Raw genomic sequence first — 21568 nt, 5'->3', positions numbered from 1 at the left:
TAAGTATTATTTATGAGCCAAAGGTGGGCAGTGATGAAATCAAAAAAAATACTTGTGAGACTTAAATATTATATCTTAATTTGTAACGGATAAAAATAAATGCTTATGAATTTAACTAAACTATCATTATGTGTGCTGGCTACCACTTTGGGTAGCTTAGCTTTTGCTCAAAGTAGCAAATTGAAAGGAAGGGTTTTAGATGAAAATGGAAACCCATTGTCAAATGTAAAACTCTATATGAAAGACGATCCGCAGACGCAGGTAATCACCGATGAAAAGGGGAATTATTTCCTTAATCTGCCTGCGAATGCAACGCCCGTAATTGTGATTAGCAAAGACGGCTACGAGAGCCTCTCCACTGAAGTTGCCCTTCAAAATAATGAGAACCGCGTAACCTATGCAGATGTAGTGCTCCACCGAAATGCTACACTTATAGAGGGAGTAGTAATTACCGATAATCCGAGCTTAATTTCTAATTCGGTATCGCTTTCCAGAAAAAAACTCGATAAAATCGCTGGGGGAACGAATCTTGCGGATTTAAAAGCTCTCAGTTCTCAGCGCTCGCAAACGCTGAAAGATGCTTTGCACAGGCAGCCAGGGGTGGTAATTCAGGAATTTTTCGGGGGGAATGACCAGCCTCGTCTCAATGTTCGTGGCTCGGGTATCCAGTCCAACCCACAATCTCGAGGGATAGCTCTCCTACAAGATGGTATCCCGATTAATTTCTCAGATGGTGCTTATATTATAGGTGTGCTGGAGCCTCAGGCATCTAACCTTGTGGAAATCTACCGAGGAGCAAATGCTTTGGAGTATGGAGGCTCTACACTGGGCGGTGCTATGAATTTCGTAACCAAGAATGGATATAATGCCTCACCACTGAGCCTAAAAGTAGAAGGTGGTAGCTTTGATTATTATAATGTAGCAGCTTCATCAGGATTTGTAAAAGGAAAGAATGATGTTTTTGCATCGGTTTCTTATAATCATAGCAATGGATTTAGGGAGCACAATACTTCCAGAAGATTTAATGCTTTGCTCAATATGGGGCGAAGATTCTCGGAGAATTTTGAATCGAGATTGTATGCATCGTTTACGGATTTATACTTTGATATTCCTGGTCCGCTCACGAGGTATCAGATGGAAACCGATAGGAAGCAGATCGGGGGAGCACCTGTGGTAAAACCTCCGCACTATGTTGCTGGTCCTAATGTGAAAAGAGACCACCCCAATAGAAGTGCGAAAATTGCCCGCATCGGAAGTAAATCTGTCTATAAAATAGATAAGAATAATACCCTCTCTGGTATGCTGTACTTCCAGTTTGCAGAAGATCAGTTTACCTATCCTCTTCCTTACAATATGAGGAGAGACCTCAATAACGACTATGGCATCAAGGTGAATTATGATAATAAATCTGAGAAAAATGATTTTTCACTGGGTGCGCAGTTTGGCTATGGGGTGATGAGGCAGTCTTTCTTCCTTCATAAAGGAGGGGAGAGGGCAGGACTCTTTGCGCGGGAGAATTTAAAATCTTACCACAATGTAATCTACCTTAGCGATACTTATAAATTTACTGATAAGTTCCTCGCTAATGTGGCAGTGCAAGCAAGCTGGGACAGTAGAAAGATAGAAGATCTCTACACTGCTAAAACGAGACCTTTTATCGTTCTTCAGCCCAATGGTACACAAGTAAATGTCCCTGTGCCTAACCCTACCAAGAATATTGGAGGAAGTTTTGACTATTTTGGCTTTAATCCAAAAGTGGGGGCTATCTATAAACCGAAAGAGAATGTACAGCTTTATTCCAATTTCAGCCTTAGCTATGAGCCGCCTACATTCTTGGAGATTGTGAATATTTCTGGAGGTTTTAATCCTCTACAAAAGAAATTTGGACCTTCAAATATGAATTCGAGTGGTACTTCTATAGAGGTAAGAGATTTGAAAGCTCAGAAGGCATCAACTTTTGAATTAGGTACTAAGGGGGATTTTGGTAAGGCTTTCGTATGGAATGTGAGCTTCTATAATTCTTGGGTGAAAGATGAAATCTTTACGCTTTCTACCGATATCGGAATAGGAGGAGAGACGATAAATGCTCCGTATAATACCATCCATAGAGGTATAGAGGCAGGCTTGCAATCTACCTTTGCACAGAATGTTTTCTCATCTAAGGGAGATAGCTTTACGGCTTATGTCAATTATAATTGGAGTGATTTCTACTTTGCAGGAGGAGGAGACTTGTATAAAAACAAGCAAGTAGCAGGTATTCCAGAGCATTATAGCTTTGTGGTGCTGGATTATAAGCATCCGATAGGAGTTTTTGCAGAAGTAAATGCAGAATCTATTTGGACTAAAACTCCAACCGATCATAGAAATACGGTTTATCAAGACCCTTATACATTAATTGGAGCGAAATTAGGCTATAAATGGAATAAATGGACGGTCTTTGTTCAAGGGAATAACCTTGCAGATAAGGTGTATGCATCCAGCTATCTGATAAGAGATATTGTTCCTACGCCACCGCTTCCTGTTCCTTCGGGAGCACCTAAACCTACAAATGAGAATATCGCATCATTTATACCAGGTGTAGGGCGCAATTTTGTAGCGGGGATGAACTTTACATTCTAATATGCTTTATTAAAAAGGGCGTGGATTATAAATCTACTCCCTTTTTGTTTTAAGATAGTGGTTTTCCTTATGATTATGAATAACTTTGTTAGACTTAAAAATTTTTAAAAATGTCAGTATTACAATCAACACAAAATCTTGGACAAATTCCAGAAACAATGCTCATCACCCTTTGGGCAAAAGCCGAAGAAATAAAACGCCCCAATCCATTGCTAAAAGATGAAAAAGCAGTGGAGATTTTGGAGCAGGTAGATTACGATTTTACGAAGTTTAAAAAGTCGGTAATGTCTCAGGTAGGCGTATGTATAAGGGCTAGTTTAATAGATAAAGAAGCGAATGAATTTATCAAAAAGAACCCTGATGCAGTGGTTATACAGCTTGGAGCAGGGCTTGATGCCCGTTATGAACGCTTGGGAGCGCCTGAGGTTACCCATTGGTATGAGCTGGATGTCCCAGAATCAATAGAACTTCGCAAGCGATTTTTTAATGAAAGTGCTCATCATACTTTCTTGGCTATGTCTTTATTTGATTATCGATGGATAGATATCGTAAAAGCGCATCAAAAGCCTGTACTTATTATATTAGAAGGCGTACTGATGTATTTTCCAAAAAATGAAGTGGAAGCATTTTTCCAAAAGGTTTGCCAGGAATTTGAAGAAGCTACTGTATTGCTTGATATACTTGCTTATGTACTCGTGAAGCAGGCTAAGCACCACGATACTGTAAGCAAAGTAGGAGATGGCAATGTACCAGAATTTAAATGGAGCGAGCTATTTACTCGGGAAATGGAGAAGTGGAATCCGAAAATTCATTTGGAGAAAGAGTATTATATGAGTGATTATGACCAGAAGCGTTTTCCGTTTATTTTCCGAATGCTTTATAAGATACCTCGCTTTTATAGAAGGTTTAATCAGCGGATTGTCAGATTAAGAATTTCATAAGCGCTGAGGTATATAAAAGAATTAAGAGCCCTCAAAATGAGAGCTCTTAAAACACCAAATCACAAAATATTAATATGAAAAAATTTACTTTCAGCAAACTTGTGACCTGGCTGGGATTCGAACCCAGGACCCATACATTAAAAGTGTATTGCTCTACCAGCTGAGCTACCAGGTCGGTCTTAAATAGTGCCTGCGACTGGACTCGAACCAGCACATCCGAAAGGATACCACCCCCTCAAGATGGCGTGTCTACCAATTTCACCACACAGGCTAATATGTCAAATGAACAAAATTCCTTTCTTGTGACCTGGCTGGGATTCGAACCCAGGACCCATACATTAAAAGTGTATTGCTCTACCAGCTGAGCTACCAGGTCTGCCACTTTAATAAAGATATTTACTTATCTCCGTTAAAAGTGGTGCAAATATACAGTTTTTTTTAAAACCTCAAAATTTTTTTCCACTTTTGTCAAAAATAAAATTATGATAATTTCTCTCGTGGGATATATGGGAAGTGGCAAATCGCATATAGCCAAAATATTAAGTAAAAAACTCAATTTTAAACTTATTGACCTCGATAAAGAAATTGTATCTCGATATAAGATGCCGATAACGGAAATATTTGAAAAAAAAGGTGAGCTTTTCTTCCGAAAAGCAGAGCGAGAAGTTCTGGAAGATGTACTTAAAACCGAGAGCGACCTTATACTGAGCCTTGGGGGAGGCACTCCTGTTTATTATAATAATATGGAGATGATTAATTCTCAGTCAGAATCCGTGTTTCTAAGGGCAAGTGTGGGAAGCCTTTTTAGGAGACTGCTGCGTAATAAATCCAAACGGGTATTAATCGCTAGAATAAAAGACGAAGACCTTTCAGAGTTTATTGCAAAGCATCTTTTTGAGAGAACGCCTTATTACAATCAAGCGAAATATACAGTAGATACCGATAATAAAAGCGTAGATGAGGTTTCAGAGGAGATTATTCATCTTCTTCGGTAGTATCATCGTCTAAGGAATTAAAGAAATCATCCCAATCGGTATTTAAGATAGAAACAGACTCTGTATTTTCAAGAAACTCACCGATATCTCTTCTATCCTTTTTTGTAGGTCTTCCTTCTCCTTTTGCTCGGTAGTAGTTTTGTTGCATCCGTTTCATTTTAAGGATTTCGTATTGCTCTTTATCGGTTTGGTCAGAGATATAATCGGGTACCAGCTTTGCTCCTAATCGGCTTTTGGGAAGTTGGAGAACTTTAATTTTTAGTTCAATCTGATTTTTCTTAATGCTGATAACATCCCCTACTTTTATCTCTTTTGAGGCTTTAGCGGGCTGGCTCCCGAGGCTTACCCTGTTCTTTTTAATTTCATCTGCAGCTATACTTCTGGTTTTATAGATTCTTACGCTCCAAAGGAATTTATCTATTCTCATTTTTCTTCGTTATTAAATGCCATTAAATACTTGTCAATATACAGTTGTTTTTCTTTGGATTTATATTGCTGAATATACCTTGGATGCTCCAAAACGGTCATTTTATCAAATAAATGTGTTTCTTTGTTTAGCTTTTTTATGAAGTCTGCATTCTTTTTCCCGAGTATGAAAACTTCGTCAGTATCCAATCCCAGGCTGATATGTTTCTTTAAAGATTCAATCATAAAATCTTTTACCATAGCGAATAGCTCATTGTCATCATAATAGTTTGCATTAAGCCATTTACCGTCTTTTGTCTTACGGACGATTGCCAGCGGAAACGGAGAGTTGATATAAAAATCTCGGTAGAAATCCTTCGTACCACCGTATTGATTAATCATATCATACACATAAACTGAAGACACTTCGTGTGTATAGGCAGATTTCATCTCTATCCCGCAATCGGATTTCAAGCGTTTGGTATCGGTAAAAGGCACTCCTGTAACTCCTGCACCGTGTCTGCTGGGGTTTATCCCGATAATAAATCTGCGAGCATTGTGGTCATCATAATATTTCTGATAGAACTCTGCCATCACTTTTAAGGTTTCGGGATTATCCAGATAGGGGTTTAATACATCAAATCCTTTGGGGAGTTCCCCAGCATAATGGAGGTTTTCATTAAAGCGAACTACTTTTTTTGCAAATGTATTTTTATCCTTATCCATAGAGTGTTATTTATCCTATTGATGCTTATCCATCAGCCTTACACCGAAGAACCCTGAGATTATCCCCAAAGTATTCATCAGCAGGTCTAATGCTTCCATAGAGCGCCCGAGGTTCATTATCCCTTGAAGGATTTCTGTAATCAAGGCATAGGAAAAGAGTATCAGGATACATTTGATGAAAGATTGCTGAGGGAATCTTAGCCGAAAGAGGAAGCCCAGCAATGTAAAAATAAGAAAGTGGAGCACTTTATCCACACCGTGGAATACAAAAAGGCTGTGGGGGATTTGCTTAGCTGGGCGGAGGAGCATATAAGTAAGAAATGCCCAATAAATGGGCAAAGTCTTACTGAGTATGTTATTAATCTTATCCAATAACTTCAAGGTATTGTTCTGCGGAGAGGAGCTGGGAGAGGTCTGTACCTTCGGCTACTTCTAATTTAATAATCCAGCCTTTTCCATAAGGGTCGCTATTCACTAATTCCGGCTCATCTTCTAGGGCTTCATTTACCTCGATTACCTTTCCAGACACGGGTAGGAATAGGTCAGATACGGTTTTTACTGCTTCTACGCTACCGAATACTTCATTTGCGGAGAGTTCTTCATCGAGGGTATCTACATCTATATATACGATGTCGCCAAGCTCGCTCTGTGCAAAGTCGGTAATCCCTACTGTTGCTACATTCCCTTCAATTTTAATCCATTCGTGGTCTTTTGTGTACTTTAATTCTGATGGTGTATTCATTTCATTGATTTTTGCTCGTCAAATTTAAATGAAATCCTTATACCTCACAAATAAAATTCAATTATTGATAAGAAATTAATTTTCAGATTTCTTTTTAGAAGCCAAAATCCTTTTTCTTCTAACGAAATAGAAAATAATTGCCAGAATAATGAATAAAGGCCAAATGTATAGCAGCCCAATGCATACCTTTTGGAAGAAGTAGAAGCCAGAGATTACAGAATCTTGAGCATCATACCAGAAATTTACCTGATATTTACTTTCTATATGCTGAGTATTGGTTACGGGGATTTCCGCAATCCGTATTTTAGGTTCTTTTAGGTTGATTGACACTTCGCTGTACTTCAAATCATCGTTTAGTGTTATTTGGGAGATTTGCTGTTGGGCATCATCGTCCAGATTTTGTTTTGTGAGCTCTACTTTTTTTCCACTGTTTTTCATTTTGTCTATCATTTGTGCTGTCTTCTGATTGTTTTGCCTTTGTATTTCGGCTATTTTGGCATTGTTGGTTACATCTTCAGCATTGATGATTTGGGAATTGAGGAAGAGTTTGTTCTGGTTGATTGTGTGTAGAAACTCACCGAGGAGCTGGCTGGGCACGCGTACCGTCATTCGGTTATAAGTCTGATATTTCCTGATAAGCACTGCATCTTCGTTAGAGGTATTATAGGTTTTATCGGAGATAATCTCGCTCTCAATACTGCTATTGGTAATAAACCCACCGATTTTTTTCAGTTCATTTTCTATTGCTACGGTAGTTTCGTATACATCTTTTACCTCCATATCTACCATTGCGGTTTTTACGAATTTTCTATCGGGCAGGTTCTGAGTAGCGGCATAAGAAACATCTTCGGTTTCTATTTCCTCTGCATTTATGCTACTCATCACTGCTTCGTCTGTGTAGCCACCCTCGTGCTTAGCACAAGACAGCACAAAAGCTAAAATACCTAAGCTAATAACGGATTTTAAATTCATTCTTTTCATTGTTTTTTGTTTTTAATATTTACAAGCCAAAGTTGCGAATGAATGCTTTACTCCCCTTGTAAATACCCTTTCTAATACTTGTAAAGACTATTTTACAAAACATAACCGCTGATATAAAGTTTATTGTAAAACATCGTAGCCGGTCGGGCACTTAGCCAAAAGCTAGAAGCCAAATTGCTATCTTTGCAAGAAAATTATATAAAATGACTTTTGGTATAGACGCCGTAAGCTATTATTTGCCTTCGCTTTATTTGGAGATAAGTGAGCTGGCACTGCGCAGGAATATTGAACCTGCAAAATTGGAAAAAGGATTAGGGCTACAGAAAATGGCATTGCCAGACTTGTACGAAGATTCGGCAACATTTGCCGCTGAGGCATTGCTCAGGCTTGTGAGAGATTATAGCATTCATCCAAAAGATATCAGCAGAATTTATTTAGGAACAGAATCCGCTATAGATGCAGCAAAACCCACTGCCAGCTATGCTGTGGAAATGGTAGAAAAAGCCCTTGAGCCCGAGTTTGGTGAGAGGGTTTTTAGAAATTGTGATGTAACGGACCTCACTTTTGCCTGCATAGGTGGGGTAGATGCACTCCACAGCTGCCTTGATTTTGTGAGGGCAAACCCTGATAAAAAAGCAGTGGTTATAGCTTCAGACTATGCCAAATATGCACTGGAGTCTTCTGGTGAATATACACAAGGAGGCGGTGCAGTGGCGCTCCTCATCAGTGCAAACCCAAGGCTTGTAGAGATCAACCCAACCTTTGGAGTGGCTATGGAGAGCGTTTTTGATTTCTTCAAACCACGAAGACAGGAGGACAAGAAAAACCTGAGTACAGCAACAGATAAAATGCCCGAAAAGATAGAGCTCTTCACCGATGAACCCGTATTTGATGGGCAGTATTCCAACCAATGTTATCAAGACAGAATCCGCGAGGCTTATGAACATTACAAAAGCCAAACAGGAGCAGTAAAGCCTTATGAACAATGGAGATTCCTTATCTTCCATCTGCCGTATGCTTTCCACGGGAAGAGGATTTTTACTGAGATTTACAGCTTGGAGAACAGTCTGCCATATGCTACCGCCGAGGAGCAGAAAGCCGTAGCCAAATCGGAGGGGTATATTGAGCTGATCAATCAAAAAATAGAGTCTTCGCAGAGGGCGTCTTCCGAAATTGGGAATATGTACACGGCATCGGTGTTTATGGCGCTTATTTCGGCATTGCAAGTCAGCTATGATGAGGGCGAAGAGCTTGGCGGTGAGGAAATAGGCTTCCTCTCCTACGGAAGCGGTTCCAAATCTAAAGTATTCTCAGGGAAAATAGCAGAAAAATGGAAAGATATAGCCAGTAAATGGAATTTATTTGAGACATTAGCGGGCAGAAAAGCTATTAGTTTTGAAACTTATGAAAAACTTCACCTCAAGCAGCTGAAAGACCCCATTAATCCGAACTATAAAGGCTTTGGACTGCTAGCAATAGAAAAAGAAAATCCTGTGAAAATAGGTGCCAGATACTACGATTTTAAATAATTTTTTAAACGCTTTGAAATGAATATTAAAGAGAGATTACAACCTTATATACAAGAGGCTTTAGCTGAAATCTACCAGATAAAAGGTATAGAAACTGAGCTCCAAAAGACGAAACCCGACTTTGAAGGAGACTTTACCCTCGTAACCTTCCCCCTTGTGAAGGCTTTGAAGAAAAATCCTGACCTTATTGCAACTGAAATCGGTGATAGGCTGGTGGAGACCGTAGGTTTTATAGAAAGCTACAATATTGTAAAGGGCTTCCTTAACCTTAAGCTGAAAGATACAGCCTTTACTCAGTGCTTGAGCGGTATAAAGGAGAATCTGGAACGCATTAGCCCGAAAAATGAAACCGTTATGGTGGAGTATTCCTCCCCAAATACGAACAAACCCCTACACTTGGGGCATATTCGTAATAATTTGCTGGGCTTTTCTGTGGCAAATATCTTAAAAGAAGATGGATACAAGGTTGTGAGAACCCAGATTATCAATGATAGAGGGATACACATCTGTAAATCTATGCTTGCGTGGGAAAAACTCGGCAATGGTGCAACGCCAGAGAGCACTTCAACCAAAGGAGATAAGTTCGTAGGAAATTATTATATAGAGTTTGATAAACTCTACAAAAAGGAAGTACAGCAGCTGATGAGCGAGCAAGGCTTGGATGAAGAATCTGCAAAGAAGCAAGCTCCAAGTATTATTGAAGCTCAAAATATGCTCCTACAATGGGAAAAATCTGATGAAACCGTGAGAAACCTCTGGTCAATGATGAATACTTGGGTGTATGATGGGTTTAATCAGACTTATAAGCGATTGGGAGTGGATTTTGACCAAGTGCAATACGAGAGCAATACCTACCTGCTCGGTAAAGACCTTATACAAGAGGGATTAAGCAAGGGAATATTCTACCAGAAAGAAGATGGCTCGGTATGGATAGACCTTACCGATGAGGGGCTCGACCAAAAACTGCTCCTCCGCTCCGATGGTACCTCCGTTTATATGACTCAGGACTTGGGAACGGCAGTAGAACGCTTTAAACAGAACGATATCCAAAGGCTTATCTATACTGTGGGGAATGAACAGGATTATCATTTCCAAGTACTCTTTAAAATCTTGAAGAAATTAGGATATCAGTGGGCAGAGCATCTCTATCATTTGTCGTATGGAATGGTAGAGCTCCCAGATGGAAAGATGAAATCCCGAGAAGGAACGGTAGTAGATGCAGATGACCTGATGCAGGAAATGTATGAAACCGCAAAAGAAAAAGCCCAAGAGCTCGGTAAATTAGAAGAGCTCACCGATGAGGAGAAAGAAAAATCCTACGAAACCGTAGGCTTGGGAGCTCTCAAATACTTCATATTGAAAGTAGATCCTAAAAAGAAAATGCTCTTTAACCCTAAGGATAGTATAGACTTCAATGGAAATACAGGACCCTTCATTCAATACACTTATGCGAGGATTCAATCCCTGCTCGCGAAGGCAGGTAGCCGTTCTTCATCAATAAACGATAGCCTTGTACTGAATGAATACGAAAAAGATTTAATCAGCCTGCTCTCAGACTACCGAGAAGTGGTGTCTAAGGCAGCAAATACGCTAAGCCCTGCGCATATTGCCAATTATGTCTATGAAGTAGTGAAGACTTATAATGCTTTCTACCAAAATAATCCTGTCCTCAATAATGAAAACCAAGACCTGAAAGAGCTTCGTATCTATCTTTCTGAACTTACAGCAGAGGTGATTAAGAAATGCCTCTCCCTTCTCGGTATTGGTGTGGTGAATAGAATGTAAGATGGATTTTTACGACTTATTTATTAGACCTTATGAGGAATATGAGGCTTCTCAAATAGCACTGGAAGCTATTGCAGCGGTCTTTGGATTGCTCAGTGTGTTCTTTTCTATAAAAAAGAATATATTGGTCTATCCTACGGGGATTATTTCTACCGTAATTTATGTTTATATACTCTTTATCTTCGGACTTTTTGGTGATTTGATGATTAATTTCTACTACACCGTGATGAGTATCTACGGCTGGGTTCTCTGGTCTAAAAGTTCAGAAGATAATATCCATATAGAAGTAACCAATACCACTAAAAAAGAGTGGGTATATAGCCTTTTGCTCTTTATATTGAGCATTGTGCTGGTGAGTATTGTTTATTATTATAAACCTTTTATTAATAATAAATTTTCTATGGAGGGGATTAGCCTTGATTTCTCTCATTTGGATTGGGCAAATAAACTGGATATTGTAACTACCGCCATATTTTTGGTCGGGATGTGGCTGATGGCAAAACGAAGAATAGAAAACTGGATATTCTGGATTTTAGGAGACTTCATTTCCGTGCCAATGTACCTCTATAAAGGGCTTGGGATTACTTCGGTGCAGTATTTGATATTTACGGTGCTCGCCATACTGGGCTATCTCAGCTGGCGGAAGACTAAAAGAGCTTTAGTTTAATCAATATTAAAAAATAAAGACAATGAAAAAGTTAATAAAAATTTCTCTGGGTGTGGCTGTTGCTATGAGTCTTAGTTCTTGCGTTATCTATCCAGATAATTATTCAGGAAACGAGCAGTATTATGAGCCTTTCTATCAAAATGGATACTACTATGCTCCGCAGGTGTACTATGGGCAGGGTGGTTACTATGGAAATGATGGATACTATTACAGGAATGATTTTAATTACTATTACGACAATGGTATCCCTTACTACTATGGAACCAACAGGCAGAAAATCTACATTCAGAGGAATTATAATAATTATTACGAAAATAGAGGAGGTAGTGGTGGTTTCCGAAATCAAGGTCATCAAAACAATAATGGCTATAACAGAAGCAACAATACCAACCAAAGCCCGGGCATACAGATGAACACCCACAGCAATCAGAATCAGAGAAGGCAGAGCTCGGATAACAATTCCTACCGAAGTGGTGGAGTAGAGGTGAGAAACAGCTCTTCCAGAAACTCGGGAGTTCAGCAAAATTCTTCTTCTGAAAATACACAGAGAAGTATGAGGAGATAATAAACTCCTCTTTTTATTTGGATTAGAAACGATAATCAGTCTATGAAATTTTATAAGTATCAGGGAACAGGAAATGATTTTGTGATGATAGACAACCGCAATCAGACCTTCCCAAAAGAGCAGAAATATATAGAAAGGCTTTGCAACAGGCGTTTTGGAATAGGTGCCGATGGTCTCATTCTACTTGAAGAAGACCATACTGCGGATTTCCGAATGCTGTATTATAATTCCGATGGAAACGAAAGCACGATGTGCGGAAATGGTGGGCGTTGTATCGTAGCCTTTGCTCATTTCCTCAACATATTTGAGCATAAAACAACTTTTAATGCCATAGATGGGCTACACGAAGCGGAGATAAACAACGGGCTCATAAAGCTGAAGATGATAGATGTACAGGAGATAAAAACTGATGGAGAGGCTTTCGTTTTAAATACGGGTTCTCCGCATTTTGTGAAATATGTCCAGAATTTGGAGGGTTATAATGTCTTTCAAAATGGTTATAACATCCGAAATTCCAAAACTTACCAGAAGGAGGGTATTAATGTCAATTTTGTGGAGGAATTGGAGGGAAATGCTCGCCTCTTTGTACGCACCTATGAGCGTGGGGTAGAAGATGAAACTTTCAGTTGTGGAACGGGTGCTACGGCAGCAGCACTTACCTACATTCAACAGCATAAAGTAGCAGCGATAGAGGTAAAAGTCTTGGGCGGAAACCTTAAAGTCTATGCCGAGCAGTACGGAAGTTCCTTCCAAAATATCTGGTTAGAAGGTCCCGCTCAGCAGGTTTTTTGTGGAGAGATTAATGAGTAATTTTTAACTTCAATGAAAAAAATATTTTTCTTCATCATCCTTATCATTGGGGGAGTAGGTAGCTATTTAGGATTTAATTTTTACAGGAAATACTATGCTTCCAATGTCAAAAAAGAGGGCATTATCCACATTCATCATAATGCCAGCTTCCAGCAGATACTAGACTCCCTATCGCCTTATGTGGCTAATGAGCACAGTTTTGAGGAAGTTGCTAGAAACAAACACCTGCCTAAAGCATTCAAAGCTGGGCGCTATCAGATAAAGCAAGGTACAAATAATACCGACCTTGTGAATATGATAAAGGCAGGGAACCAAGTACCAAACACCTTCCGAATAGGCGACTTTTATGATGTTTATCAGATGGTCGGCAGGGTCGTGAGGAAGACTGAGGCAGACTCCCTTTCATTCATCAAGGGATTGAATGAAATAGCCCAAGATAAAGGCTATACCGATGCCGAAGACCTAAAAAAATACTTCTTTATCGATACCTATCAATTCTTTTGGACGGTAAGCCCAAAGGACTTCTTTACGAAATTTGAAAACCAATATAACGACTTTTGGAATGCCGAAAGAAAGGCTCTGGAAGAGCAGTCTGGGCTTAGCAGAGAGCAGATTTATGCCCTTGCTTCCATCGTTTATAAGGAATCTGGGGGTAAGACCGATGAGCAGAAAACCATCGCAGGGCTTTACTTAAACCGATACAAAAAGGGGATGAAGCTCCAAAGCGACCCCACCGTAATCTACGCCATAAATAAAGAGACGAACTTCACCACCAAAATCCGCCGAGTGCTGTATAAGGATCTGAAAACCCCTTCGCCATACAATACCTATATGAATGCAGGAATCCCCCCTGGTCCCATTTGCATCGTAGATAAAAGCTCGGTAGATGCCGTTCTAAATGCGGAGCACAACCACTTTATTTATATGTGTGCCGACCCGAAGCGCCCCGGCTTCCACCGTTTTACAGACAATGATGCCGAGCACGCAAAAAACGCCAGAGAATACCAGCAATGGCTCAACCAAAGGAATATTAAAAACTAAAATCCAGATAAAATCTGGATTTTTTTATATTTACTGACTAATAGTTAAATTATTAAGGTTGGAAATATTAGAAAACTTACTTTCTTATTTTCAGTATTTCAAACGATTTAGGATAGTTTTTTTGTAATTGCTGTACTTCCTGTGAATCTATTCCATCCACTCCTAGATTAAAATAGTTTTGAACAGTTTTGATTTCTGTTTTATTTAATTTTTGAAGTTCTTTAGAAAGTTGAGTATCTCCTATTTTTTCTAATAATTGAAGTAGTATATATCCGTGATCATATGCTGCCGCATCATATATATAATCTATTTTTAGAAATTTACTTAAACTTATGGAATCTCCATCTATAGACTTGTTTAATAGCAGTATATAATTCCTATTATTTTTTATACCTAATGCGATTTCTATATTATTAGAGATAGGAATTTGGGAGTTATAAATAGGAGTAGAGCAAGCCGATACTGACAATAAAAATTACAATCGTAATAAATATCGTATTCCTTACTTTTTCCATACTTTTCCTTTCCATAGTAATTTGTTTTTTCCTTTAATATAAATAAAATCTTGGTAGTAAGGTTCAAATTCAAAAAAGCATCGGTCAAAATGAAGTAAATTAATCGTTAGAAAGTTATACTTTTCAGTGTTTATATATTCATCAAAAATATTAAATAATATTCTACTTTTATAAACTTCTGTTCCTGATATATCAGCATTTAATTCAAAGTTGATATGGTTTATGGGTGTTTCTCTATTCCATAGATATTTTGATTTGGGCAGAGCAATATATGTTTTGTCTGTTAAGATAGTTTTATTATAATTGAATGCAAATCTTAATTTTAAAGGGAGAGAATGAGCAGAATGATGGACCTGTATATACAAACTATCTTGTGAGTATTTATTTTCTTTTTTTATTTGATAATCAAAGCCCTTTTGTTTTGTATAATAATTTTCACTGGTGATTTCCATTACATTATCTGAAACAGCAGACCACTTCCCTTTTGAGGCATAACTACATTGTTCTATTACGGGTGAAAAAGAGATTTTTACTTTATTTAGAGTATAATTTCCATTTTTATGGATTTCTATGTTTGAATAATTATGCTCGGATAAAGCCTGATATAATTTATTGTCTTGAAGAATATAAGTTCCTGCCCAATTATTTTCTCTCTTTATGGATGTACAGTTGATAGATAATAGTAACAAGAGTATTATTACCAATGATTTTCTCATTAGTTTTTGATTTTAATAGATTAGTACAATATTTTTCATTAAAATACTATTTCTTCACATCTTCCAGGCTAGGGACTTTGCTAAATACAGCTTTTACGAATGGGCATAGGGGGATAATCTTTATTCCTTGCTCTCGGGCAAATTTTACTGCTTCGGCTACGAGGAGCTTCCCCAGTCCGCGCCCTCCAAAAGCCTCTTCTATCCTTGTATGGTCAATGAGGAGGGTTTTGCTGTCAGCCCACTTATAAGTCATCTCCCCAGCAAAGATTTCTCCATCGTAGATAATGAATCTTCCAGTGGTGCCATCATCCTCTCTTTCAAACTTTATTGTATCCATTGAATGATTTTTAATTCCTACAAAAGTAGGATAAATTTTCATCCTCAAAAATTTGCGTTTTGCTCAGTCTATACAGAAATTGGGCGAGAGGAAACGATTTTTTTCTGAACTTTTTTTGCCCTAATTTTACCCGAAATTTAGTTTTGCAAGATGTATTTAGTTTTTGATACCGAAACTACAGGCTTACCCCAAAATTTTGATGCACCGATTTCCGATTCTTCCAACTGGCCGAGAATGGTGCAGCTCGCTTGGCAAATCCACGATGAAAACGGCAAACTTATAGACAACCAAGACTTCATTATCAAGCCCGAAGGCTACGATATACCGTTTAATGTCTCGCAAATACACGGGATTACGACCAGTATTGCCAATGAAATTGGTGATGACTTGGAGACCGTCCTCAAGCACTTTGCTGAGGCGGTTGAGAAGTGTAAATTCGGTGTGGGGCAGAACATTGATTTTGATTATAAGATTGTAGGAGCAGAATTTTACCGAAAAGGAATTGCTGATAAGTTGCAAGCCCTCCCAAAAGCCGATACTATGTGGCTTGGTACGCAGTTCACCGCGATTCCTCAAGGGAATACAGGCAGGCTCAAGCCCCCAAAACTCGAGGAACTCTATGAGAAGCTCTATGGTTTTAAGTTTGATGAAGCCCACAATGCCGCAGCCGATGTAAATGCTACGGCACAAGTATTCTTTGAGATGCTTAGGCGGGGGATTATCAGTGCGGCTGACCTTGGTGTGGAAGAGAGTGTTATTTCACATTTCCAAAGCCTGCATACCGAGCCCATAAAGCCTTTCCCTATCGTTATTCGAAGCCAGATAGCAGAATTTAACAAGAGAAAACAGGGTGCTTCCCAAACCCCACAGGAGATGGATTTGGGGAGTTATTTCAATTTTCATAATCACAGTATTTTTTCCTCCCTCCAGGCCTCTACCCACCATTCCGATATGGTAAATAAAGCCTTGAAGAATGATTTTCCTGCTGTGGGGATGGTAGATTTTGGCAATTTGATGGGTGCCTTTAAGTTTGTTAATGAAGTCGAGAAAGCCAATGGAGACTTAAAGAAAAAGCATCAGGAATTCATAGATAATCATCCAGATGAAACCCCTCCACCGCTAAAACAACTCATTCCCATTATCGGATGTGAGTTTTATATCTCAGACAGACCAGAACAAAAGCAGTTTACCAAAGATGACCCCGACCGCAGGACGAATGTAGTCCTCCTTGCCAAGAATTTCCGAGGGTATAAGAATATTGCAAAACTCTCCAGCCTTGGGTTTGTTAATGGTTTTTACTTCGGTGTACCTCGGGTTTCAAAAGAATGGATTCTTCAGCATAAGGAAGATGTAATTGCCCTTTCTTCAGGGCTTAATGGCGATATACCCAATGCTGTTTTAGAATATGGAGAGACCAAAGGCGAGCAAGTATTCAAATGGTGGAAGGATGCTTTTGGAGAGGACTTCTATGTACAGATCCAAAACCACGGCTTGGCCGAAGAAGAGTATCTGAATGATATCCTCCTCCGCTGGGCAGAGAAATATGATGTGAAAGTTCTGGCTCAGAATGAGACTTATTATACCTCCAAAGAGGATGCACACATACAGGAAATTTTATTTTGTATAAAAGACGGTGAAAAGCTCTCCACTCCTGTTGGTAGAGGCTTTGGTAAGAGGAAAGGCTTACCCTCAAAAGACTATGATATGAAAGACCGTGAGGAGATAAAGCGGGCGTTTAGCCATTATCCCACCGCTTTTGAGGCGTATGAGGACTTTCTCAAAAAGTTTGAGCCTTATGCCTTGAAGAGAGAGGTTCTCCTCCCCAAGTTTGAGATTCCTGAGCAGTTTCAGTCCGAAGAAGATGAAAAAGACGGAGGCAAGCGAGGAGAAAATGCTTTCCTAAGACATCTTACCTACGAAGGAGCCAAGAGAAGATATGAGGAAATCACCGATGAGATTCGTGAGAGGCTCGATTTTGAGTTAGAAATCATCGCCAATACAGGCTATCCTGGGTACTTCCTCATTGTGCAGGACTTTTGTAATGAAGCCCGCAATATGGGCGTATGGGTAGGTCCTGGGCGAGGTTCGGCAGCAGGCTCGGCAGTGGCATACTGTATTGGAATTACGAATGTAGATCCTATTAAATACGACCTCCTCTTTGAGCGTTTTCTCAATCCTGAGAGAATCTCAATGCCCGATATAGATATAGACTTTGATGATGAAGGGAGAGACAAGATTATTAAATGGGTAGTAGAAAAGTATGGCAAGATGAATGTGGCACAGATTATTACCTATTCTGTTCTCGGTGGTAAGTCGGCAATTACCGATGCTGGTCGTGTTCTTGAATATTCCATTCCAGATACGAAAGGCATTGCGAAACTCGTGCCTCCAGCACCAGGGATGAATATCGCTAAGGCATTCAAAAAATATGAAAAGCTCCCTCCGGAAGATAAAATACTGGTAGATGAGATGAAAACCATCTTGGATAATAAGAAAGATGCACGATTCCCAGTGCTCTCTGCTGCTCAGAAGATGGAGGGATGCATTAGAAATACGGGAATACATGCCTGCGGGGTTATCATTACTCCAGAAGATATTTCCAACCTCGTCCCTATTACCACTGCGGCTAAGGATTCCGATGTGCTGGTCTCTCAATTTGATAATTCAGTAGCCGAAGCAGCAGGACTTTTAAAGATGGATTTCCTCGGGCTTAGGACTTTATCCATTATCCGTGATGCGATTAAACTCATTAAAGATAATTATGATATAGATATAAATCCAGATGAGATTTCACTGGAAGATGAGAAGACTTATCAGCTCTTTCAAGAGGGTAGGACAATAGGGATTTTCCAATACGAAAGTGTGGGAATGCAAAAGTATATGCGGGAGCTGAAACCCACCGTATTTGCCGACCTTATTGCGATGAATGCCCTCTACCGACCAGGTCCAATCAAGTATATCCCAAACTTTATCAACAGAAAACACGGCATAGAAGAGATTGTGTATGACCTTCCCGAAACCGAAGAGTATTTAAAGGAAACCTACGGAATTACGGTTTATCAAGAGCAAGTAATGCTACTCTCTCAGAAGCTGGCAAACTTTACAAAAGGTGAAGCCGATACACTCAGAAAGGCAATGGGGAAAAAGCAGATAGATGTCCTCAATAAAATGTATCCCAAGTTTATAGAAGGAGGAAAGAAGAACAATCTGAATGAGGAAAAACTCGAGAAGATTTGGAACGACTGGAAAGCCTTTGCAGAATATGCCTTTAATAAGTCTCACTCCACCTGTTATGCCTATATTGCCTATCAAACAGCCTATCTGAAAGCAAATTATCCTGCGGAATATATGGCAAGTGTGATGACGCATAACCTGAATAACACAAAGCAAATCACAATGTTTATGGAGGACTGCAAAGCGATGGGGGTAGATGTACTCGGGCCAGATGTAAACGAAAGTCAGTATGAGTTTTCCGTAAATGATAAGGGGCAGATTCGCTTTGGTCTGGGAGCAATCAAGGGAATAGGTGAGGGACCGAGCGAAATTATCGTAGAGACCCGCCAGCAAGGTAAGTTTAAAGATATATATGACTTCTTTGAACGCATACCAGCCTCTCAGATTAATAAAAGAGTGGTGGAGAGTTTAGTGGTAGCAGGAGCTTTTGATGAGGTAGATGAATACCACCGTGCGCAGTACTTCCAAGAAGATAATGCGAATAGAACCACCATAGAAAGACTCCTTAAATACGGACAATCCTTCCAAGAAAGCAGAAATGAAATGGAAAACTCCCTCTTTGCAGACTTTGCTGAAGAGGTACAGATAGAGCAACCCAAGATAGCACCTGCTCCAGAATGGCAAAATATGCACAAACTCAATCGTGAGAAGGAGATTATCGGCTTTTACCTTTCATCTCATCCGTTAGATGAGTTTAAATATCAGTATCAATTCATTCAAGGATTGCTAAGTAAAAAGGAAGTGGTAGAAACTAAAAATACAGACGAAGAATTTCTCGACAAAGCTCAGCCAGCATACAATGAAAGCCAGGAAGAAGCAGATGATACCCTCACAGATGAGCTTATAGATATTGAAATGGGCGATGCTGAAGAACCAGTGGAGAATGCGGCCAAAGTAATAGAGGCAAGAGGCAAGTTCAGATTCTTAAATCTCGATGAGTTGGATGCCTATCGCGATAAAAATTTCGGGGCGGAGCAGCTGAAACTCTTTGAAACCGTAGATTATAAGACCAAGCAGGCGATGAATACCGCTGTGCGCGAAAATATGGTCGCAGGACTCGTTACCGAATACCTCATACGAGACGGAAGAAACTCGGGAGAGAAAGTTGCTTTTGTAACACTGGAAGATTATTCGGGGAGCTATTCTTTCCGTTTGGGTGACAGGGATTATCTCCGCCTCAAAGACAAAATAGACCTCCAAAGGTTCCTTATTTTCAAAGTGAAGTACTCAATGTCCAAAGACGGCAGAGTATACCTCAATGTAGTAGATGTAATGGAGCTTAAGGACGCTTTTGAGCGCTTTGCTAACAGCCTTTCCGTTGTAGTAGATATACAAGATTTCAGGCAAGAAGACTTGGAATTCCTCTCCAAAGTGATACAAGAGAATTTCGGTGATAAAAAGCTCAGATTCTACCTCAGAAATAAGGAGAATAACTCCCATCTCGAGCTCAATACCATAAGGCCGAGCATTAAAATAGATGGAGACTTCATCAAGTTCTTTGTTGAAAACAACAAATTCCAGTTTTATCTCAACTAAAATTGTGAAAACCTTAATGCTGCTCTTCAACTCATTCGTAATAACCTCTGGTCTCTTTACCGAGACTGAAAACCGATTAATAAACATCATTAATGATTTCATTAACCCCGCTTAAAACCCTACAAAACGCACAATTTAGGGGCTTACTCGTAGGAAGATTCTTTTTAATCCTCGCTTTTAGGATGCTTGGCACTTTACTTGGCTGGTGGGTCTATCAACTCACAAAAGACCCCTTCGCCATTGGTCTCATCGGCTTATCGGAAGTCATTCCTGCCGTGTCATCAGCTCTTTATGCAGGCTATGTTATTGATATGAACGAGAAAAAAAGGCTTCTCCTCATCTGCAATTACGCTTATGTCCTGTTGGTAGCCGTGCTGGGGCTTCTGGCGTTTAGTGCGGAGGGCTGGGGGCTTAGCAATCACCAGATAACTTATGTCATCTACGGGGTTATTTTCTTTACGGGCATCAGCAGGGCGTTTCTTGGTCCCATTATCCCGTCTATGATTCCAAAAATCGTTACAAAGGACACCTTACCCAACGCCATTACCCTGAACCAATCCACCTTCCTCACTGCATCTGTTGGTGGGCACGCTATCGGAGGGATACTGATCGGGAAAATAGGTGTAGAATGGACGCTGATAGTGATTATGAGCCTTATGCTCATCGCTTCGCTCTTCTTTTGGGGGCTCCAGAAGCAACCATCTGAGAACAATAACCAGAACATTAGGATTATGGAGAGTATAAAAGAGGGTGTGCTTTATATTTATAAGACGAAGGAGATTCTTGGGGCGCTTTTCCTCGATATGTTTGCCGTACTTTTCGGTGGTGCAGTGGCGATGATTCCTGTTTTTGCTACCGATATCCTAAAAGTAGGGGCAGAGGGCTTCGGTCTGCTAAATGCCGCCACCGATATAGGCTCTATGCTCATCATTATCACGCTATCCTTCATCCCACTGCGAAGAAATCAGGGGAAAATTCTCTTGATGGCAGTTGCGGGTTTTGGAATTTGTATTATCGGTTTTGGGTTTTCAAAAATCTATTGGCTATCCTTTATTTTATTGATGATGAGCGGGATGTTAGATGGAATATCCGTCGTTATTCGTGGGACAATCGTCCAACTTAAGACTCCAGACGAGATACGGGGGCGCGTTCTCAGTGTAAATTCTATATTTATAATGTCCAGCAACGAAATGGGGCAGTTTGAAAGTGGCCTTGCTGCAAAACTAATGGGCGTAACCCGCTCGGTAATTTTCGGTGGCAGTATGACCCTCCTTATTGCCCTTCTCGTAGCCCTCAAAAACCTAAAACTCCGCAATATGGAGTATTAAGCCATAGCAAGGCAGTCAGCCATGGCATGACGAGTATTTAAGCTAATCACCTCATTAGCTATAGTATTAGGTCAAAGGAAATAAATAATCACCTCA

At 39.8% G+C, this 21568-nt stretch carries 19 protein-coding genes and 3 tRNA genes; 11 read left to right on the top strand and 11 right to left on the bottom strand.

The window, feature by feature from the left end:
* Positions 1 to 105 precede the first annotated feature (105 nt).
* On the top strand, positions 106 to 2619 hold the full coding sequence (locus tag D8991_RS06760; RefSeq protein ID WP_120489382.1) for a TonB-dependent receptor: 2514 nt from the start codon (positions 106 to 108) through the stop codon (positions 2617 to 2619).
* Between the two features lie 110 nt (positions 2620 to 2729).
* A complete protein-coding gene (locus tag D8991_RS06755; RefSeq protein ID WP_245957198.1) occupies positions 2730 to 3560 on the top strand; it encodes a class I SAM-dependent methyltransferase in 831 nt (276 codons plus the stop codon).
* Between the two features lie 102 nt (positions 3561 to 3662).
* On the opposite strand, the gene D8991_RS06750 is transcribed toward D8991_RS06755, so the two are convergent.
* The 3 genes from D8991_RS06750 to D8991_RS06740 all read right to left on the bottom strand — a co-directional run bounded on the left by D8991_RS06750 (position 3663) and on the right by D8991_RS06740 (position 3936).
* Positions 3663 to 3735: transfer RNA gene (locus D8991_RS06750), tRNA-Lys, on the bottom strand.
* 12 nt (positions 3736 to 3747) lie between these two features.
* Positions 3748 to 3831: transfer RNA gene (locus D8991_RS06745), tRNA-Leu, on the bottom strand.
* A 32-nt stretch (positions 3832 to 3863) separates the two neighbouring features.
* Positions 3864 to 3936 (bottom strand) — tRNA-Lys (locus D8991_RS06740).
* A gap of 106 nt (positions 3937 to 4042) precedes the next feature.
* On the opposite strand from D8991_RS06740, the gene D8991_RS06735 reads away from it, so the two are divergent.
* Positions 4043 to 4555, top strand: a complete 513-nt coding sequence (locus tag D8991_RS06735) for a shikimate kinase (RefSeq protein WP_120489381.1) — start codon at positions 4043 to 4045, stop codon at positions 4553 to 4555.
* Here the strand turns inward: D8991_RS06735 and D8991_RS06730 are convergent.
* The 5 genes from D8991_RS06730 to D8991_RS06710 all read right to left on the bottom strand — a co-directional run bounded on the left by D8991_RS06730 (position 4536) and on the right by D8991_RS06710 (position 7409).
* Entirely contained in the window at positions 4536 to 4982 is a 447-nt protein-coding gene (locus D8991_RS06730) for an RNA-binding S4 domain-containing protein (protein WP_120489380.1), read from the bottom strand. The two genes, D8991_RS06735 and D8991_RS06730, sit on opposite strands and share 20 nt — an antisense overlap.
* Positions 4979 to 5686: an SMUG2 DNA glycosylase family protein gene (locus tag D8991_RS06725; RefSeq protein WP_120489379.1), complete on the bottom strand. Its 708-nt coding sequence runs from the start codon at positions 5684 to 5686 to the stop codon at positions 4979 to 4981. The genes D8991_RS06730 and D8991_RS06725 overlap by 4 nt, the downstream gene beginning before the upstream one ends.
* Before the next feature lie 15 nt (positions 5687 to 5701).
* A complete protein-coding gene (locus tag D8991_RS06720) occupies positions 5702 to 6058 on the bottom strand; it encodes a VanZ family protein (protein ID WP_245957197.1) in 357 nt (118 codons plus the stop codon).
* The gene (gene gcvH, locus D8991_RS06715) at positions 6051 to 6428 is read right to left on the bottom strand and encodes a glycine cleavage system protein GcvH (RefSeq protein WP_120489377.1); all 378 of its coding nucleotides are present in this window, start codon (positions 6426 to 6428) and stop codon (positions 6051 to 6053) included. Before gcvH ends, D8991_RS06720 begins: the two co-directional genes overlap by 8 nt.
* A gap of 75 nt (positions 6429 to 6503) precedes the next feature.
* A complete protein-coding gene (locus tag D8991_RS06710) occupies positions 6504 to 7409 on the bottom strand; it encodes a DUF4349 domain-containing protein (protein ID WP_120489376.1) in 906 nt (301 codons plus the stop codon).
* Between the two features lie 203 nt (positions 7410 to 7612).
* On the opposite strand from D8991_RS06710, the gene D8991_RS06705 reads away from it, so the two are divergent.
* From D8991_RS06705 to mltG, 6 genes are read left to right on the top strand one after another with little or no spacing between them, the layout of a single operon-like run.
* Positions 7613 to 8938, top strand: coding sequence for a hydroxymethylglutaryl-CoA synthase family protein (locus D8991_RS06705; protein WP_120489375.1), 1326 nt, complete (start codon positions 7613 to 7615; stop codon positions 8936 to 8938).
* An 18-nt stretch (positions 8939 to 8956) separates the two neighbouring features.
* A complete protein-coding gene (gene argS, locus D8991_RS06700; RefSeq protein WP_120489374.1) occupies positions 8957 to 10723 on the top strand; it encodes an arginine--tRNA ligase in 1767 nt (588 codons plus the stop codon).
* Between the two features lies 1 nt (position 10724).
* Positions 10725 to 11390 carry a nicotinamide riboside transporter PnuC gene (gene pnuC / locus D8991_RS06695; RefSeq protein WP_120489373.1) on the top strand — a complete coding sequence of 222 codons (666 nt, stop codon included), beginning with the start codon at positions 10725 to 10727 and terminating at the stop codon, positions 11388 to 11390.
* A gap of 22 nt (positions 11391 to 11412) precedes the next feature.
* A complete protein-coding gene (locus tag D8991_RS06690; RefSeq protein WP_120489372.1) occupies positions 11413 to 11955 on the top strand; it encodes a hypothetical protein in 543 nt (180 codons plus the stop codon).
* Positions 11956 to 11997: 42 nt separating this feature from the next.
* On the top strand, positions 11998 to 12765 hold the full coding sequence (gene dapF, locus D8991_RS06685) for a diaminopimelate epimerase (protein WP_120489371.1): 768 nt from the start codon (positions 11998 to 12000) through the stop codon (positions 12763 to 12765).
* Positions 12766 to 12777: 12 nt separating this feature from the next.
* On the top strand, positions 12778 to 13806 hold the full coding sequence (gene mltG, locus D8991_RS06680; RefSeq protein ID WP_120489370.1) for an endolytic transglycosylase MltG: 1029 nt from the start codon (positions 12778 to 12780) through the stop codon (positions 13804 to 13806).
* Positions 13807 to 13882: 76 nt separating this feature from the next.
* Here the strand turns inward: mltG and D8991_RS06675 are convergent, their stop codons facing one another.
* Genes D8991_RS06675 through D8991_RS06665 form a run of 3 tightly spaced genes read right to left on the bottom strand, consistent with a single transcriptional unit; the run spans position 13883 to position 15416 of the window.
* Positions 13883 to 14275: a hypothetical protein gene (locus tag D8991_RS06675; protein ID WP_120489369.1), complete on the bottom strand. Its 393-nt coding sequence runs from the start codon at positions 14273 to 14275 to the stop codon at positions 13883 to 13885.
* 33 nt (positions 14276 to 14308) lie between these two features.
* Positions 14309 to 15037: a hypothetical protein gene (locus D8991_RS06670; protein WP_120489368.1), complete on the bottom strand. Its 729-nt coding sequence runs from the start codon at positions 15035 to 15037 to the stop codon at positions 14309 to 14311.
* Between the two features lie 46 nt (positions 15038 to 15083).
* Positions 15084 to 15416 carry a GNAT family N-acetyltransferase gene (locus D8991_RS06665; protein WP_345798943.1) on the bottom strand — a complete coding sequence of 111 codons (333 nt, stop codon included), beginning with the start codon at positions 15414 to 15416 and terminating at the stop codon, positions 15084 to 15086.
* A gap of 108 nt (positions 15417 to 15524) precedes the next feature.
* Here D8991_RS06665 and dnaE point away from each other — a divergent pair, with 108 nt between their 5' ends.
* Together dnaE and D8991_RS06655 are read left to right on the top strand one after the other, a co-directional pair.
* Positions 15525 to 20144: a DNA polymerase III subunit alpha gene (gene dnaE, locus D8991_RS06660; protein WP_120489367.1), complete on the top strand. Its 4620-nt coding sequence runs from the start codon at positions 15525 to 15527 to the stop codon at positions 20142 to 20144.
* A 92-nt stretch (positions 20145 to 20236) separates the two neighbouring features.
* Positions 20237 to 21472, top strand: coding sequence for an MFS transporter (locus tag D8991_RS06655; protein ID WP_120489366.1), 1236 nt, complete (start codon positions 20237 to 20239; stop codon positions 21470 to 21472).
* Positions 21473 to 21568: the final 96 nt, after the last annotated feature.

Source organism: Bergeyella cardium (assembly GCF_003614945.1).
Lineage (GTDB): Bacteria > Bacteroidota > Bacteroidia > Flavobacteriales > Weeksellaceae > Bergeyella_A > Bergeyella_A cardium.
The sequence above is the reverse complement of the archived record's forward strand: the minus strand, read 5'-3'. Positions and strand labels throughout refer to the sequence as shown.